The 15,055-nt window shown below is 74.3% G+C and carries 16 protein-coding genes and 1 pseudogene; 9 read left to right on the forward strand and 8 right to left on the reverse strand.

Annotated elements, in window-relative coordinates; translation table 11 throughout:
• Positions 1–59 precede the first annotated feature (59 nt).
• From ACFWR9_RS21750 to ACFWR9_RS21765, 4 genes are read right to left on the reverse strand one after another with little or no spacing between them, the layout of a single operon-like run.
• Complete coding sequence (locus tag ACFWR9_RS21750; RefSeq protein WP_383844681.1) at positions 60–434, reverse strand: hypothetical protein; 375 nt, start codon at positions 432–434, stop codon at positions 60–62.
• 40 nt (positions 435–474) lie between these two features.
• Positions 475–1,002, reverse strand: a complete 528-nt coding sequence (locus tag ACFWR9_RS21755; RefSeq protein ID WP_365641462.1) for a roadblock/LC7 domain-containing protein — start codon at positions 1,000–1,002, stop codon at positions 475–477.
• 38 nt (positions 1,003–1,040) lie between these two features.
• Positions 1,041–1,826: a hypothetical protein gene (locus ACFWR9_RS21760; RefSeq protein WP_383844684.1), complete on the reverse strand. Its 786-nt coding sequence runs from the start codon at positions 1,824–1,826 to the stop codon at positions 1,041–1,043.
• A complete protein-coding gene (locus tag ACFWR9_RS21765; RefSeq protein WP_383844687.1) occupies positions 1,823–2,230 on the reverse strand; it encodes a hypothetical protein in 408 nt (135 codons plus the stop codon). The genes ACFWR9_RS21760 and ACFWR9_RS21765 overlap by 4 nt, the downstream gene beginning before the upstream one ends.
• A gap of 357 nt (positions 2,231–2,587) precedes the next feature.
• Between ACFWR9_RS21765 and ACFWR9_RS21770 the strand changes: the two genes are divergently transcribed.
• Positions 2,588–3,658 (forward strand): YihY/virulence factor BrkB family protein, encoded by a 1,071-nt coding sequence (locus ACFWR9_RS21770; RefSeq protein ID WP_383844690.1) that lies wholly within the window; start codon positions 2,588–2,590, stop codon positions 3,656–3,658.
• Between the two features lie 11 nt (positions 3,659–3,669).
• Here the strand turns inward: ACFWR9_RS21770 and ACFWR9_RS21775 are convergent, their stop codons facing one another.
• Positions 3,670–4,464, reverse strand: coding sequence for an SDR family NAD(P)-dependent oxidoreductase (locus ACFWR9_RS21775; RefSeq protein WP_383844693.1), 795 nt, complete (start codon positions 4,462–4,464; stop codon positions 3,670–3,672).
• Between the two features lie 194 nt (positions 4,465–4,658).
• On the opposite strand from ACFWR9_RS21775, the gene ACFWR9_RS21780 reads away from it, so the two are divergent.
• From ACFWR9_RS21780 to ACFWR9_RS21795, 4 genes are all read left to right on the forward strand, one after another.
• Positions 4,659–5,843: a hypothetical protein gene (locus ACFWR9_RS21780; protein ID WP_383844696.1), complete on the forward strand. Its 1,185-nt coding sequence runs from the start codon at positions 4,659–4,661 to the stop codon at positions 5,841–5,843.
• 84 nt (positions 5,844–5,927) lie between these two features.
• A complete protein-coding gene (locus tag ACFWR9_RS21785) occupies positions 5,928–6,491 on the forward strand; it encodes a 2Fe-2S iron-sulfur cluster-binding protein (RefSeq protein ID WP_383844698.1) in 564 nt (187 codons plus the stop codon).
• Entirely contained in the window at positions 6,488–7,480 is a 993-nt protein-coding gene (locus ACFWR9_RS21790) for an FAD binding domain-containing protein (protein ID WP_383844701.1), read from the forward strand. Before ACFWR9_RS21785 ends, ACFWR9_RS21790 begins: the two co-directional genes overlap by 4 nt.
• 25 nt (positions 7,481–7,505) lie before the next feature.
• The gene (locus ACFWR9_RS21795; protein ID WP_383844704.1) at positions 7,506–9,635 is read left to right on the forward strand and encodes a xanthine dehydrogenase family protein molybdopterin-binding subunit; all 2,130 of its coding nucleotides are present in this window, start codon (positions 7,506–7,508) and stop codon (positions 9,633–9,635) included.
• A gap of 211 nt (positions 9,636–9,846) precedes the next feature.
• Here the strand turns inward: ACFWR9_RS21795 and ACFWR9_RS21800 are convergent, their stop codons facing one another.
• Positions 9,847–11,130, reverse strand: a complete 1,284-nt coding sequence (locus ACFWR9_RS21800) for a hypothetical protein (protein WP_383844706.1) — start codon at positions 11,128–11,130, stop codon at positions 9,847–9,849.
• A gap of 210 nt (positions 11,131–11,340) precedes the next feature.
• Here ACFWR9_RS21800 and ACFWR9_RS21805 point away from each other — a divergent pair, with 210 nt between their 5' ends.
• The 3 genes from ACFWR9_RS21805 to tgmB all read left to right on the forward strand — a co-directional run bounded on the left by ACFWR9_RS21805 (position 11,341) and on the right by tgmB (position 12,978).
• Positions 11,341–11,664: a DUF1232 domain-containing protein gene (locus ACFWR9_RS21805; RefSeq protein WP_383844709.1), complete on the forward strand. Its 324-nt coding sequence runs from the start codon at positions 11,341–11,343 to the stop codon at positions 11,662–11,664.
• A gap of 119 nt (positions 11,665–11,783) precedes the next feature.
• The gene (gene tgmA / locus ACFWR9_RS21810; protein WP_383844712.1) at positions 11,784–11,975 is read left to right on the forward strand and encodes a putative ATP-grasp-modified RiPP; all 192 of its coding nucleotides are present in this window, start codon (positions 11,784–11,786) and stop codon (positions 11,973–11,975) included.
• 16 nt (positions 11,976–11,991) lie between these two features.
• On the forward strand, positions 11,992–12,978 hold the full coding sequence (tgmB, locus tag ACFWR9_RS21815; RefSeq protein ID WP_383844715.1) for an ATP-grasp ribosomal peptide maturase: 987 nt from the start codon (positions 11,992–11,994) through the stop codon (positions 12,976–12,978).
• Between the two features lie 31 nt (positions 12,979–13,009).
• Here the strand turns inward: tgmB and ACFWR9_RS21820 are convergent, their stop codons facing one another.
• Both ACFWR9_RS21820 and ACFWR9_RS21825 read right to left on the reverse strand, forming a co-directional pair.
• Positions 13,010–13,225, reverse strand: coding sequence for a hypothetical protein (locus ACFWR9_RS21820; RefSeq protein ID WP_383844718.1), 216 nt, complete (start codon positions 13,223–13,225; stop codon positions 13,010–13,012).
• A 109-nt stretch (positions 13,226–13,334) separates the two neighbouring features.
• A pseudogene (locus ACFWR9_RS21825) lies at positions 13,335–13,843 on the reverse strand (hypothetical protein).
• Between the two features lie 208 nt (positions 13,844–14,051).
• Between ACFWR9_RS21825 and ACFWR9_RS21830 the strand changes: the two are divergent.
• On the forward strand, positions 14,052–15,020 hold the full coding sequence (locus ACFWR9_RS21830; protein WP_383844721.1) for a GlxA family transcriptional regulator: 969 nt from the start codon (positions 14,052–14,054) through the stop codon (positions 15,018–15,020).
• Positions 15,021–15,055: the final 35 nt, after the last annotated feature.

Below are 15,055 nucleotides of genomic sequence, written 5' to 3' on the forward strand. Positions count from 1 at the left end.
GGCGCCGGCCGGGCCGGGGGGCCGGGCGGCGGCGCGCCCCCCCCCCCCCCCCGCGGCCGTCAGACCTCCAGCTCGTTCTCGATCCGGCGCAGTTGGTGGCGGGCCATCGCGAGGTTCGCGCGGCTCGCGTCCAGCACCAGGTACAGGAACAGCCCGTTGCCGCCGCGCCCCCTGAGCAGGCGGATCATGTGGTATTGGGTGTTCAGGGTGATCAGGATGTCCTCGATCTCCTCCTTCAGGCCGAGGTGTTCCATGGTGCGCAGTTTGGCCCGTACGACGTCGGTGTTCCCCGCGGCGGCGACCTCCAGGTTGAACTCCTTGGTCCCGCCCAGCGTGCCGAGCGCCATGCCGCTGGTGTAGTCGACCAGCGCGGCGGCGGACGCTCCGTCGATGGAGCTGAGGCATTCCTTGAGCGAGGTCTCCAGGTTGGCCATGGTGGTTCCTTTCCGGTCGTGATCGGTACGCGATCGGTGGTCAGGTCGGCCGGCGGTGGCCGCCGGCCTGGGGGGTCGGTCGGTGTGCGGGGCGTTGCGGGGTGCGCACCGGCAGGGTGCCGATGGGCCGGGCGGTGTCCGCGGCGGGCGTCGGGGCGGGTTCCGCGGCGGCCGGGGCACGGCCGCGGTCGTGGCCGATGTGGGCGGCGACCAGCTCCCCGATGCGGGCGCCGCTGCGCCGTCCCTCCAGGTGCAGCCGGCCCACGTTGACCCGGCCGTCGGCGAGCAGGGTGAGCACGGCGGCGGGACCGGCCGCGTAGGTGGCGACATAGCCGTCGGCCCCGCGCAGCAGCAGTTCGCGGAAGCCGCCGCGCGAGGTGGCCTCGGCCATGCGGTGCGCGACGCCGAGGGCTGCGGCGGTGAGCGCGGCGAGGCCCTCGGGTTCGGTGCCGGGCGCGTCGTGGGCGAGGACCAGTCCGTCCACGGTGGCCGCGAGTGACCCGGTCAACTGGGGCACACGGTTGCGCAGTCGGTGCAGTTCGTCCAGGACGTCGCTCTCGACGGCCATGAGCAGTCTCCTTTCGGCACGCTGACGGCGCGCGCGGATCACAGGGCCTCCAGGGCGTCTCGGAGCCGTCGCAGCAGGGCGGTGTCCGGGTCGTCCCACACGGTGCCGGCCGGCTCGGGACCCGGTGCGAGGGGCGGGGCGACGGGCGGGGCGGCGACGACGAGGCCGTCGGCGGCCAGGCGGCGCAGTTCGACGAGGGTGTGGTACGTCCGGCAGGCGAGCGACGAGGCGATCTGCGCGGCGGTACGCACGCCGTCGACCTGCGTCAGGGTCCGGCCGCGCCGCACCGGCAGGCCGGCACGGCCGGCGCCCGGCACCCGGGTCAGGGGGACGGTGTCGATGGCGGGGTCCGGCCAGATGCGGTCCAGCAGGGCGCGCCGGCGTCCGGACTCGCGGACGACCGCGTCGACCGGCACGGAGCGGACCGCGCCGAGCCGGTGCACCGCGCCGGGCCGGAAGCGGTGCGCGCGTGTGTCGTGGGCGAGGACGAAGTACGCGGCGTCGAACAGCGCGCCCAGGTGGCAGACCTCCAGCGCGCCGGCCGCGAGCCGCCCGCTGTCCACGAGCCGGTGGCCCACCCGGTGTTGCGCCCCGCCCCGGTCGACCGCGTCCCACCAGCCGTCGGACGGGACGGCGCCGCTGCGGGTGAGCAGCGCGCCGAGGTCCGGGGTGAAGGCCGACTCGACGTGCACGACCCGGCCGGCCGAGAGGTAGACGATGCCCCGCTCGCCCGAGAGCGCGCCGGTCGCCCCTTCGGCGGCCAGCGCGCCGAGGGCGGCCGACGTCGTCTCCTGCGTGGCCCAGGTGGTCGTCACTCTGGTCATCCGAGCACCAGCCGGTCCGCCATCTCGGCGAGCCGGATGCGGGCCAGGGCGAGGTTTCCGTCGTCGCGGCCCAGCCAGAGGTGGAGGAAGACGGTGCTGTCGAACGGGGTGCTGACGAACCTGATCAGGTGGTAGGCGTCGGCGGTGGTGGCGATCAGGTCCTCCACCGGGGGCGCCTTCCCCGGGTCGACGGCGGCACCGGTCCCGCCGGCCGCCGCCAGGGAGCCGCTCTCGGCGACGTGCCGGGCCAGTTCGGCGGTCTCCGCCGCCGTGGCCTCCCAGTCGCCGCCCGGTGCCTCGCCGACGGCGCCCAGGGCGAGACCGCTGATCCAGTCGGCCAGCGACGCGCCCCGCGCGCCGGGCAGTCGCATGGCTTCCAGCAGACTCTCGTCGATTCCGGGCACGCCGGATCCCCTCCCCCTGCACGGCTGTACCGCGAACGTGACGCAGAGACTACGGAAAGTGCACGCATCTGGTGAGCGCTTTGGCATTTTCCAGAGGAACGTGCGCGCGCTCCGGCATACTGCGGTATTTCGGTCCCGACGGCGGCCGGTGAGTGCGTGCCGGTGAGGGGTGGCGCGGGCAGGCCCGCCCCGATGCGGATGGTGGGCGAACCGGCCCGCGGGGCCCATTGTGGGGACGTCGGGGCCCTGCCTGCCACGGGTGAACCGGCGCCGTCCCGGGTGCCCGCCGCACACCCGGCGCGCGTCGGTAGGCATGCGGCGGGCGTGCCCCGGCCGGGACGGGCAACCCGCACCCTCATGGCCCGACTGCACCTGCCCCACAGCCGAAAGCATCCCCAGGACGACCGAGCGGACGGGACGCCGGACGAGACGGCGCCCGAGGACTACGGTCCGGACGCCGCCACCGAGCGCGCCGCCCCCGGCTCCCCGGCCGAACTGCCGGGGCGCTCCTGGACCGCGCTGCTGCGGCGGGTGGTCGCCGAGTTCCAGGACGACGAACTCACCGACCGCGCCGCGGCCCTGACCTATTACAGCGTGCTGTCCCTCTTCCCGGCCCTGCTGGTGCTGGTCTCCCTGCTCGGCGTCGCCGGGCCCTCCGCCACCCAGGAGGTCCTGGAGAACATCCAGCAGCTCACACCCGGTTCCGTGCGGGACATCGTCACCGACGCGGTGAAGCAGTTGCAGGCCCGCGCGGGGCTCGGCTCCGTACTGGCGGTGGCCGGGCTGGTGGGCGCCGTCTGGTCGGCGTCCGGCTACGTGGCCGCGTTCATCCGCTCGGCGAACGCGGTCTACGACGTGCCCGAGGGGCGCCCGATGTGGAAGGTGCTGCCGCTGCGGGTGGCCCTGACCGTGGTGCTGCTGGTGCTGGCCGTGGTCAGCGCGCTCATCGTCGTGTTCACCGGCTCTCTGGCCCAGCAGGTGGGCACCGCGCTCGGCATCGGCGACACCGCGCTGACCGTGTGGTCCATCGCCAAGTGGCCGGTACTGGTCCTGCTCGTCACCTTCATGATCGCGATCCTGTACTGGGCCACACCGAACGCCCGGGTCAAGGGCTTCAAGTGGGTCTCACCGGGCAGCGTGATCGCGCTGCTGATCTGGCTGGCCGCCTCCGCCGGGTTCGCCTTCTACGTGGCCAACTTCGGTTCGTACAACAAGACGTACGGCACCCTGGCCGGTGTCATCGTCTTCCTGGTGTGGCTGTGGGTGACGAACCTGGCCATCCTGCTCGGCCTGGAGTTCGACGCCGAACTGGCCCGGCAGCGGGTCATCGACGGCGGCCACCCGCCCGAGGAGGAGCCCTACGTGGAGCCGCGCGACACCAGGGCCTGGGACGACACGGACCATCGGCAGGCGGCTCCGGGGCAGTGAGGCGCGCGTCCCTAGGGAAGGATCGAGTCGACGTAGCCGCCGTCGACGCGGACGGCGGCGCCCGTGGTGGCGGAGGCCAGGGGCGAGCTGAGGTAGACCACGAGGTTGGCGATCTCCTCCGGTTCGATCAGCCGCTGGAGCAGGGACTGCGGGCGGTGCTCGCGCATGAAGACGCGCTGCGCCTCGTCCCAGGGCAGCTCCCGGTCGACCAGTTGGTACACGAAGTCCTCGACTCCCTCCGTGTGGGTGGGGCCCGCGATGACGCAGTTCACCGTGACACCGCTGCCCGCGGCCTCCTTGGCGAAGCCGCGGCCGACCCCCAGCAGGGCCGTCTTGGACACGCCGTAGTGGATCATCTCGGCGGGGACGACTACGGCCGAGTCACTCGCGATGTACAGCACCCGGCCCCAGCCCCGTTCCCTCATCCGGGGGAGGTGGGCCCGCGTCAGCCGGACGCCCGCGAGGACGTTGATCTCGAAGTAGCGCCGCCACTCGTCGTCGCTGATCTCCAGCGCGGGCACGGCGCCGAAGACACCGAGGTTGTTCACCAGGATGTCGACGTCGGGCAGCACCTCCATGGCCCGCCGGGCGCCCTCCTCGGTGCCGAGGTCGGCCACGACCGGCACGAACACGCCGTCCGGCACCTCGGCCCGCAGTTTCGCGACGCCCTCCTCCAGACGGCCCGCGTCACGCCCGTTGACGCCCACGGTGGCGCCGGCCCGGGCCAGGCCGGCGGCGATCGCCGCACCGATGCCCTGCGAGGATCCGGTCACCAGTGCGGTTCGTCCGCCGAGGTCGAGGTTCATCGGGTCGCTCCTGCTCGTGCCGTACGGTCGGTCGCGGTACTCCTGCCCACCCTCGCCCACCACCCACCCCCGCCCCACCGGCCGCACCCCGCACCACGCCGCGGCCCGCCCGGTCGGCGGACCCCCGGATCGTCTCCGCCGACCTGCGGCGTCGATACTTGCCTACGTCCGTGTCCCTGCTTCCCGATGGACCCATGCCACCCTCTCCCAGCGCCCGCCCCACGACTCCGCCCACGCTGTGGGCCGCCCGCGGCCGCCACGTCGGCTCCGCGGCCGAGGACACCGTCCGGCACACGCTGGAGCGGCTGAAGAAGGACCTCGTCCTCGACGACTTCCTGGAGCCTCCCGACGAGACGCCGACGCCGGCCGACGGGCTCCCCGGCCGCCGCGTCTTCGAGGCGCGCTGGAAGGTTGCCGAGGCCGTGACCGTACGGGCCAGACTGATCCTGGAGCCCGGCTCGGCGGGCCGTCAGGAGTGGACGCTGCTGGCCGAGGCAGAGGAGGCCTGGGATTCCGAGTGGCCCTCCCCCGCCACCATGTTCTGGCCCGACGACCCGGACGTCACCTGGGACCGGGACGCCGCCACGGGACTGCGGCTGCGGGGCATCAACGCGCTGCCGGACGACGACAAGGCCGTACGCCGGCTGATCAAGGAGTCCGGGCGCAGCCCCTGGAACATCCATGTCGTCGTGCACGAGGCGATGAGCACCGACCACCGCGGCCGGGTGCCGCTGGCCCGGCGGCTGCCGCCCGGGCTGCGGCACCGGGTGGTCGAGCACCGCGCCGCGCCGCAGCAGCTGCGGGTCGTGAACTGGGCGCTGGAGGACTTCGGCGTCCAGGTGCCGCGCGGCGGCGCCGTGGTGCTGCCCGGCACCCCGGCCCCGGCCGACTACGACGCCGACGCGTTCTCCGTCCGCACGGTCTTCCTGGACGGCTCCGAGCCCACCGGGCTGATCGCGGCGGTGACGTCCTTCGCCGCGCTGGACAGGCCGCTGCCCGACGACGCGGTGGCGGACCTCGCCTCGCTGCGGGAGGAGTGGCGGCTGCTGACCCTCCAGGAGGAGCTGGAGCGCGAGCGCAGGCTGGTGGCCATGTACGCCGAGGCGCTGGAGGCCATGACGCAGTCCCGGGACCTGTACCGGGAGGCGGCCGAACGCGCGGCCGAGGCCCTGGCCGGGTACCGGGAGTCCGCCGGGGCGGCGCCGGCCGCACCGCCGCCCGCCGAAACGTCCCCGACGTCCCCGCTGCGGGGTCTGACCCGCACGCTGGAGCGGTTCAGGGGCTCCGCCCGTCCGCCACGGCCGCAGACGCGACCGGAGACGCGGCCGGAGCCGGAGAGCCGGGACACGCCCGGCCCACCGAGCGGGACGACCGACTGAGGGCACCCTCACGTGTCATCCGGCGTCAGGTGGATACGCGGACGGCCACAGCAGCAGGGCCCGTCCCGGAAGGTCACCGACGCCATGGACAGCCAGCACGAGAGCGCCCCCGATTCCCGCCCCCCGGAGTCCGCCCGCTCGCAGACCACGCTCCGCGTCAACGGCAAACCGCACACCCTCACCGTCGACCACCGCCGCGTCCTGCTGGACCTCCTGCGGGAGGATCTGGGGCTCGCGGGCGCCAAGAAGGGCTGCGACCACGGACAGTGCGGCGCCTGCACGGTCCTGGTGGACGGCCGGCGCATGAACGGCTGCCTGCTCCTCGCGGTCGCCCTGGACGGCTGCGAGATCATCACCATCGAGGGCCTCGCGGGGGACGGCGAGGAGCTGCACCCGATGCAGCGGGCCTTCCTGGACCGCGACGCCTTCCAGTGCGGGTACTGCACCCCGGGCCAGATCTGCTCGGCGGTCGGCGTGCTCGCCGAAGCCGCGGCCGGGCACCCGTCCCACGTCACCGACCCCACGACGCCCTCCGGCGAGCCCGTCGCGCTGGGCCGGGAGGAGATCCGGGAGCGGATGAGCGGCAACCTGTGCCGCTGCGGCGCGTATCCGCGGATCGCCGACGCGGTCGAGGACGTGATCCCGTGAAGCCCTTCGCGTACGTACGCGCCGACAGCGTCGACGAGGCCACCGACGCGTTCGCGGCCCACCCCGGCGCCCGCTACCTCGGCGGCGGCACCAACCTCGTCGACCTGATGAAGCTCGGCGTGGAGACGCCCACCGCCCTCGTCGACGTCACCCGGCTGCCGCTGGACACGGTGGAGGAGCTGCCCGACGGCGCGCTGCGGGTCGGGGCGACGGTCCGCAACAGCGACCTCGCCGCCCACCCCGTCGTCCGCGACCGCTACCCCGCGCTGTCGCAGGCGCTGCTGGCGGGCGCCTCGGGGCAGTTGCGCAACGCCGCGACCACGGGCGGGAACCTGCTCCAGCGCACCCGCTGCCCGTACTTCCAGGACCCCTCCAAGCCCTGCAACAAGCGGGAGCCCGGCACCGGGTGCGGCGCCCTCAAGGGGGTGCACCGCGACCACGCGGTGCTCGGATACTCCGACCAGTGCATCGCCACCAACCCCTCGGACATGGCGGTGGCGCTGGCCGCCCTCGACGCGCGCGTGGAGCTGAGCGGCCCGGAGGGCACCCGGAGCGTGCCCGCCGCCGACTTCCACCGGCTGCCGGGCATGCACCCGGAGCGGGACACGGAGATCCGCGCCGGCGAGCTGATCACCGGCGTGGTCCTGCCCTCCGCCACGGCCGGTCTGCCCTCGGCGTACCGCAAGGCCCGCGACCGGGCGTCGTACGCCTTCGCGCTGGCCTCCGTCGCCGTCGTGCTGCACATCACCGACGGGGTGGTGGAGCGGGCCGGGATCGCCTTCGGGGCGCTGGCCCACCGGCCCTGGCGCGCGCGGCGGGCCGAGGACGCGCTGACCGGCGCCGCCCCCACGACGGCGGCCTTCGAGCGCGCCGTCGACCTGGAGCTGGCCGCCGCCGAGCCGCTGCGGGACAACGCCTACAAGGTGCCGCTGGCCCGTCGGCTCGCCCTCGACGTACTGGGCCGGCTCGCCCCGCCGGTCACGACCTGAACCCGGCGTCCCCGAGGAGAACTCCATGACCGCCACCGAGACCGTCCTGGGCGCTCCCGCGGAGCGCCGGGAGGGGCGGGAGAAGGTCACCGGCACCGCCCGGTACGCCGCCGAGTACGACTCCCCGGGCCGCGCCCAGGCCTGGCCCGTACCGGCGACGGTCGCCCGGGGCCGGGTGACCGCCGTCGACACCGCCCCCGCGCTCGCGCTGCCCGGCGTGCTCGCGGTGCTCACGCACGAGAACGCCCCCCGCCTCGGGGACCCCGACGACCCCGTGCTGGCCGTGCTCCAGAGCCCGCGGGTGCCGCACCGGGGCTGGTTCGTGGGCCTGGTGGTGGCCGAGACGCTGGAGGCGGCGCGTGCGGGTGCCGCCGCCGTCCGCGTCACGTACGAGGCGGAGGGCCACGACGTGACGCTCACCGCCTCGCACCCGGAGGCGTACGTCCCCGAGTCGGCCAACGGCGGGTACCCGGCCGTCACCGAACTGGGCGACCCCGACGGCGCCTTCGCCTCCTCGGCGACCCGGCTCGACGTGGACTACCGGGTGCCGCCGCTGCACAACCACCCGATGGAACCGCACGCCAGCACCGCGCGGTGGGACGGCGACCGGCTGACGGTGCACACCTCCAGCCAGGGCACCTCGGCCGTACGCGCCGAACTCGCCCGGATGTTCGAGATGCCGGAGGACCGGATCACGGTGCGCGCGGAGCACGTGGGCGGCGGCTTCGGGTCGAAGGGCACGCCGCGCCCCGACGTGGTGCTCGCCGCGATGGCGGCGCGGGAGACCGGCCGTGCGGTGACCGTCGCGCTGCCGCGCCGCTACCTGGCCGCGGTCGTCGGGCACCGCGCGCCGACGCTGCACCGGCTGCGTCTCGGCGCCGACGCCGACGGCCGGCTCACCTCCCTGACGCACGAGGTGACCACGTACACCTCGCGGGTGAAGGAGTTCGTCGAGCAGGCGGCGGTCCCCGCGCGCGTGATGTACGCCGCTCCGACGATGCGCACGCTCCACCGGGTCGCGTCGCTGGACGTGCCCACACCGTCCTGGATGCGCGCGCCCGGCGAATGTCCCGGCATGTACGCCCTCGAATCGGCCATGGACGAACTGGCCGTCGAACTCGGCGTCGACCCGGTGGAACTGAGGATCCGCAACGAACCGGAGACCGAGCCCGAGAGCGGGAAGCCCTTCAGCAGCAGGCATCTGGTGGAGTGTCTGCGCGAGGGCGCCCGGCGCTTCGGCTGGGAAGGGCGCGACCCGCGCCCGCGTTCCCGCACAGCCGGTCCCCTGCTGATCGGCAGCGGAGTGGCCTCGGCCACCTATCCGGTCCTGGTGGGACCCGGCGTGGCGTCGGCGCGGGCACTGCCCGGGGGCAGCTTCCTGGTACGGGTCAACGCCACCGACATCGGCACGGGTGCCCGGACGGTGCTCGCGCAGATCGCGGCCGACGCCCTCGGCGCCCCGCTGGACGGAGTCCGGGTGGAGATCGCCGACAGCGACATCGGCTTCGGCTCGGTGGCCGGCGGTTCCTCGGGCACCGCGTCCTGGGGGTCGGCGGTGCACGCGGCCTGCGTCCGGCTGACCGGTCTGCTGGCCGGGCGCTCCGAGCCGCTGCCCGAGGAGGGCCTGGTGGCCGAGGCCGACACCTCGGGTACCGCCGACGCCAAGAGTGCGTACGCGCGGCACGCGTTCGGCGCGCACTTCGCGGAGGTCACCGTCGACACGGTCTCCGGCGAGGTACGGGTGACGCGGCTGCTGGGCGTCTTCGCCGCGGGGCGCATCCTCAACGCCCGTACGGCCCGCTCCCAGTTCATCGGGGGCATGACGATGGGCCTGGGCATGGCGCTGACCGAGGACAGCACGATGGACCCGGCGTTCGGCGACTTCACCCAGTCCGACCTGGCGTCGTACCACGTGCCGGCACACGCGGACGTGGTGGCCCCGGAGGCGTACTGGGTCGAGGAGACCGACGACCACCTGAACCCCATGGGCAGCAAGGGAATCGGCGAGATCGGCATCGTCGGCACGGCCGCGGCCATCGGCAACGCCGTCCACCACGCCACCGGCATCCGCTTCCGCGAACTCCCCCTCACCCCGGACCGGGTACTCACCGCCCTCCTCGAACACGAGCATCCGGCAGGCATGCTGGGGGTCTGAGCACGGCACGCGGTCCGCGCCGGGTGTTCCTCGGCACGGACCACGTGGTGCACGGGGAACGCTCAGCCCCCCGGCGCCCGCCGCACGGATCCGGCCCGCGCCGCCGGGCGAGTGTCCTGCGAGGCCACCCGCACGCAGGGGGCTGAGCACACACGCGGTCCCGTGCCGGAGGCTTCCTCCCCGCGCAGACCACGAGGTGCACGGGGAACGCTCAGTCCGTGGCGCTCGCCGCAGCGATCCGGCGGGGCGGCCGGCGGCGGCGGGCGGTGCCCCGCGAGGCCACCCGTACGCACAGGGCGGTCAGCGCGACGAGCGCTGCCGCCACGGCGGCCACCACCGAGACCCAGGTGGGCGCCAGCGTCAGGTCCGCGGCCCGGGACACCGGGGACAACGGGGTCGCGCTGCCGTAGAGCTTGGCCGCGGCCAGCGCCGCCGGTCCCGCGACCGCCGCGGCGAGCAGCGCCACGGCGGGCCGCACCGTCAGCAGCAGGGCCAGCACCAGGCAGAGGGCCGACAGGCCGAGGGCGACGCCGTAGGCGCGGGCCGAGGCGTCGGCGCGGTGCAGGGGGAAGAAGGCCACGCCGCAACCGGCCAGGACGGCGACGGTGAGCCAGGCGGGCCAGGCCGGGCCGCGGGCGGGCCGGCGGGCGGCGCGGTCCTGCCGGCGGGCGCGGTCGCCGGACTCGCGGTCGCGGTCCCGGCGGGCCGGGCGCGGTGTCCTGCGGCGTTCTCGGCCACGGCGGTCCGCCGCGGCGAAAAGGCCGGAACGTCGTGCCGGACGGTCGGCGGGCCGGCGCCCGTGGTCCTCGCGCCCGTCGTCCTCGCCGTTCGCGTCCTGGGCCGCCCGCAACTGCCGTGCGTCGGGCCGCTCCGGGCGTTCGTGTCCGTCCTCGGCCAGGCGGCCGATCAGATCGACCAGTTCATCGACGGGCCGGCCGGTGGCAGCGGCCCGTACGGCCTCCTGGCCGCAGTGCGGCTCCAGGGGCGTGCGGTGCAGCAGTGCCATCAGCCGGGTCACGTCCTCCACCGAGCGGCATTCGGCGGCGGCCCGAATCGCCTCGTCGGCGCTGTCCGGGTGGCGCGGCGGCCGGGTCAGCAGGCCGACCAGCCGGGTCACGTCCTCCACGGACCGGTTGACGCCGACCGCGCGGAGCGCGTCGACCGTGGCCTGCGCGTACTGCGGGGACCGCTCCAGCGTGGTGATCAGGTCGACGACGTCGTCCAGCGGACGGTCGGCCACGGCGGCACGCACGAGGTCGCCGACGGGGTCGCCGTAGGCGCGCTCCTGCGTGTCGTCGGCGTGCGGGTCGTCGGGGTCTGATTCCCAGACGTCCGCGTCCCGGACGGAGGAGTTCCGGACGGAGGAGTTCCGGGCGCCGGGAGCCCCGCCGGGTGGACGCGCCGTGCCTGTGCCCGTCGTCGTCTCCCCGGTGGGCAGGTCCAGTGCGGATATGGCGTATTCGGGCGAACGCGGTGATGAAGAACCGGTGGTCATGGTCCCTCCGTGTGGTGGGGGGGGTGCGGCCGCCCTGCGTCCCCGACATGCGACTCGCGCTGTGTGCTGCCCATTACTAGGCAGGACCGGCGCGCGGTGCCACTCCGGGTGGGCCACAGGGATGAGAGACGTCACACACCGGTCTTGCCGCGGCCCCGAACGGGCATCCGGGAGAGTGGGTGCGCGTCGCGCGCCCGAAGGAGGGGACCGGTGGACCCGACGACAGTGGTGATCTTGGTGGCGGCGCTGCTCGCGGCGCTGGTCCTCGCGGCGGCGGTGGCCGTCCTGGTGCGGCTGGTCCGCACCCGACGGGACCTCCGACGAGCCGGTCTCCCCACGGGTCCGCGCTGGGTCTTCTGGGGCGCCGTCCTCTATTTGGTGCTCCCCGCGGACCTGGTGCCCGACCCGGTCTACCTGGACGACATCGGCGTACTGCTCCTCGCCCTGCGTTCCACACGCGGCTCTCTCGGCGGCCGGCGGGGCGGCACGGACCGACGACAGGGCACCGGCTCGCCCGGTAATTACGCAGCGTAAGGAAACCAATCACCCGTTCGACTCGTATAAGTCTCTGGAAGCCGAAGGAAGTCGGCGGACCAGGAGACGGCGCAATGGGGTCGTCAACTGATCGGCGCAGCACCGACTAGGGAGAGACGATGCAACCGTTCGCGCTCAACTACGCACGGCCCGCAGTGGAGTTGGAAGCCATCACTCCGTACGTCTACGACTCCGGGCTGCAGTTGAACGTGCTGTTGGACGGGCGGGTCGCCGCCTGCGACCACGCGCTGCTGAGAGAGCTGGGGACCACGACCTCCACCGCGGGGTCGAAGACTCACTTCGACGACTGAACACGGACCGCCAAGAATGACCGTGTTGATTCTGACCAGTGAAGAGGACGTCACCGCGGACATGGTGGTGGTGCACCTGAACGCGTCGGGGGTACCGGTGGTCCGCCTGGACCCCGCGGATCTGACCGATTCCGTCGCGCTCTCCGGCGAGTTCGTGCACGGCTCCTTCCGGGGCCATCTGTCCTCGGGCGGCCGTCTGGTGAGCATCGGCGGGCTGCGGTCCGTCTGGGTACGCAGGCCGGGCGGCGCGGCCACCCGGGCCGCCGAGCCGTCCGCGTGGCTGACCGAGGAGGCCGGTCAGGCGCTGTACGGCATGCTCCGCGGCAGCGGGGCGCGCTGGATGAACCAGCCGGACGCGGCGCACCGGGCGCGCTACAAGCCCTGGCAGCTGCGTCTGGCCCAGCGGTGCGGGCTGCCCGTGCCGGCCACGCTGATCACGACCTTTCCGCGGGCGGCACGCGAGTTCGCCGGCCGCTATCCGGACCTGGTGGTCAAGCCCGTCTCGGGCGCGCACCCCCAGGATCCGCCCCTGGCGGTGCCGACCAGCCGGGTTCCGCCCGAGGCCGACTTCGCCGCCGTGGCGCACGGTCCGACGCTGCTGCAACGCCGGGTCGCCAAGCGTGCCGACATCCGGCTGACCGCCGTCGGCGAGGAGTTGCTGGCGGCCCGGAAGAGTGCCCTGGCGGAACCGGACACGGCCGAGGTGGACGTCCGCTTCGCGGAGTCCGGCGAGCCCTGGCGGCCGGTGGAGGTGCCGCCGCGGGTCGCCGAGACGGTCCGCGCCTATCTCCGCGCGGCGGGACTCGCCTACGGGGCCCTCGACTTCGCCGAGGACGGCGACGGCACCTGGTGGTTCCTGGAGTGCAACCAGTCGGGGCAGTTCGGCTTCGTCGAGGTGGACACGGGCCAGCCGATCGCCCGCACCATCGCCGAGTGGCTGGCGCGGCCGGGCGCGGAGGACGTGGTGGACGCGGACGGCCCGGGTACGACGGCCGTGGGGTGAGGTCCGGGCGGTGCCGCCGCGGCGGCGCCCGTCAGTGCGGGCGCGGGCGGGGCAGCAGGGCGGTGCGCTGCCAGCCGGCGCCCGGGGACGGCTGCCGCCCGGGGCCGGGCAGGTGGCCGGGCGCGTGCAGCGGGCGCATGACCACCTCCAGCTCCCTGCTCACGCGCTCGGCGTCCCGTCGCACCTGCTCGGGAACGTCACCGCGTTCGGCGACGAGTCGGTCGTAGATGGGGGAATCCTGGAACACCCGTCAACGCGCCTTTCGTGTCGTCCGCCCCCCGTACGGGGGCGCGACTGAGCATTCTAGGCGCCCCTCCACCCGGGGGTGCGCATTCCACCCAGGAGGTGACAGCGGCTCAGGCGCCGGTCGTGGATCCGGGCCGGACGATCATGAGGACGGTCACCGTGGCCCACAGCAGGTTGAACAGGCCGGTGAACATGGCGAGCCGGGCCGTGCGGGCGTGTTCCACGGGCCGTCGGTCGGTCAGTTCCTCCAGCAGTTCCTCCTGGTGGGGCAGCACGAAGGCGATCAGGAGGCCGGCGGCGGCCGCGGTGAGCGTGATGGACGCGATCAGCCACGCGTCGCCGAGGACGCCCATGGCGGCCGCGGTGGCGAAGCCGAGGACCGGCACCGCGATGCCGAGTCCGGCGTAGACCCGGCAGATGTGGTGCAGCAGCCGGACGGTGCTCACGTCACCGGGGCCGGCCGCCTCCCCGGCCCCCGCCCCCGCCCCCACCCCCGCCCCTCGGGCAGGGCCACCGGCACCTTCCGGACGGCCGCCGGGTACATGCTGGCCGCGACGGTGACGGGCCCGACTGCGATGATGGCGGCCAGGACGTGGAGGGACAGCAGAATCTTGGTCATCGGTCGGGGCTCCGGAGGCAGGATCGGTCGATGCGGTGCTGGAAAGCCACGCCAGGAAGCGGACGGTTGATCGCACAGCGGCTGAAACGACAGCTTCCAACGGATTCTCGCCAACGCCTCCAACCGGCCGTTTCCGGCGGCGCGAGCGGGCCCACGGGGCCTGACGCGGGGTTCTGTGTCCGGCGGGAATCCGCCTGGGGTGGCGGCCATGCACTCCGTGGCGATCCTGGTCCTCGACGACGTGGTGCCGTTCGACATGGCGGCACCCATGCAGGCGTTCGACTGGACGCGGCTGCCCGACGGGCGCAGTCCGTACCGGGTGAGCCTGTGCGCGGAGTCGCCCGAGGTACGCACCGAGGGGCTCACGCTGCGGGTCGAACACGGCCTGGAGGCACTGGAGAGCGCGGACACGATCATCGTGCCGGGTCGCTCCGAGGAGTCCGGCCCGCCCTCCGAGCGCGTGCTGTCGGCGCTGCGGCAGGCCGCGGCCACCGGTACGCGGATCGCGTCCGTGTGCGTGGGCGCCTTCGTACTCGCGGAGGCCGGACTGCTGGACGGGCTGCGCGCCACCACCCACTGGATCGCCGCGGCGGAACTGGCCCGGCGCCACCCGCGCGTCGACGTACGGCCGGACGTCCTCTATGTCGACAACGGGCAGATCCTCACGTCGGCCGGGGCCGCGGCCGGGCTGGACATGTGCCTGCACATGATCCGCCGGGATCTGGGGTCGGCGGTCGCCGCGCACGCCGCCCGGATGTGCGTCGTACCACTGGAACGGGAGGGCGGCCAGGCCCAGTTCATCGTGCACGAGCATCCGCCCGTGCGGCGCGGCTCGGACCTGGAGCCGCTGCTGGAGTGGATCGAGGACAACCTGGCCGGGGAGGTCACCCTCGCCGCGATGGCGGCGCGCTCGGGCATGAGCGAGCGCACCTTCAGCCGCCGGTTCCGCGAGCAGACGGGGACCACTCCGCTGCAGTGGCTGCTGCGGGCGCGGGTGCGGCGGGCCCAGTACCTGCTGGAGAACGGCGACCACTCGGTCGAACGGATCGCCCGGCAGGCGGGGTTCGGCTCGCCGACGGCCTTCCGGGAACGGTTCCGCCGGGTGGTCGGCACCACCCCGTACGCCTATCGCGCGGCGTTCCACGGACGGCCGCCCGCCGGAGCCGGGCGCCCGTAGGGCCCGCGCCACGGACCGGACCAGGACGGTGCTCC

Origin of the sequence: Streptomyces sp. NPDC058534, from assembly GCF_042717365.1 — a bacterium.
In the GTDB taxonomy this organism is placed as follows: Bacteria; Actinomycetota; Actinomycetes; order Streptomycetales; family Streptomycetaceae; genus Streptomyces.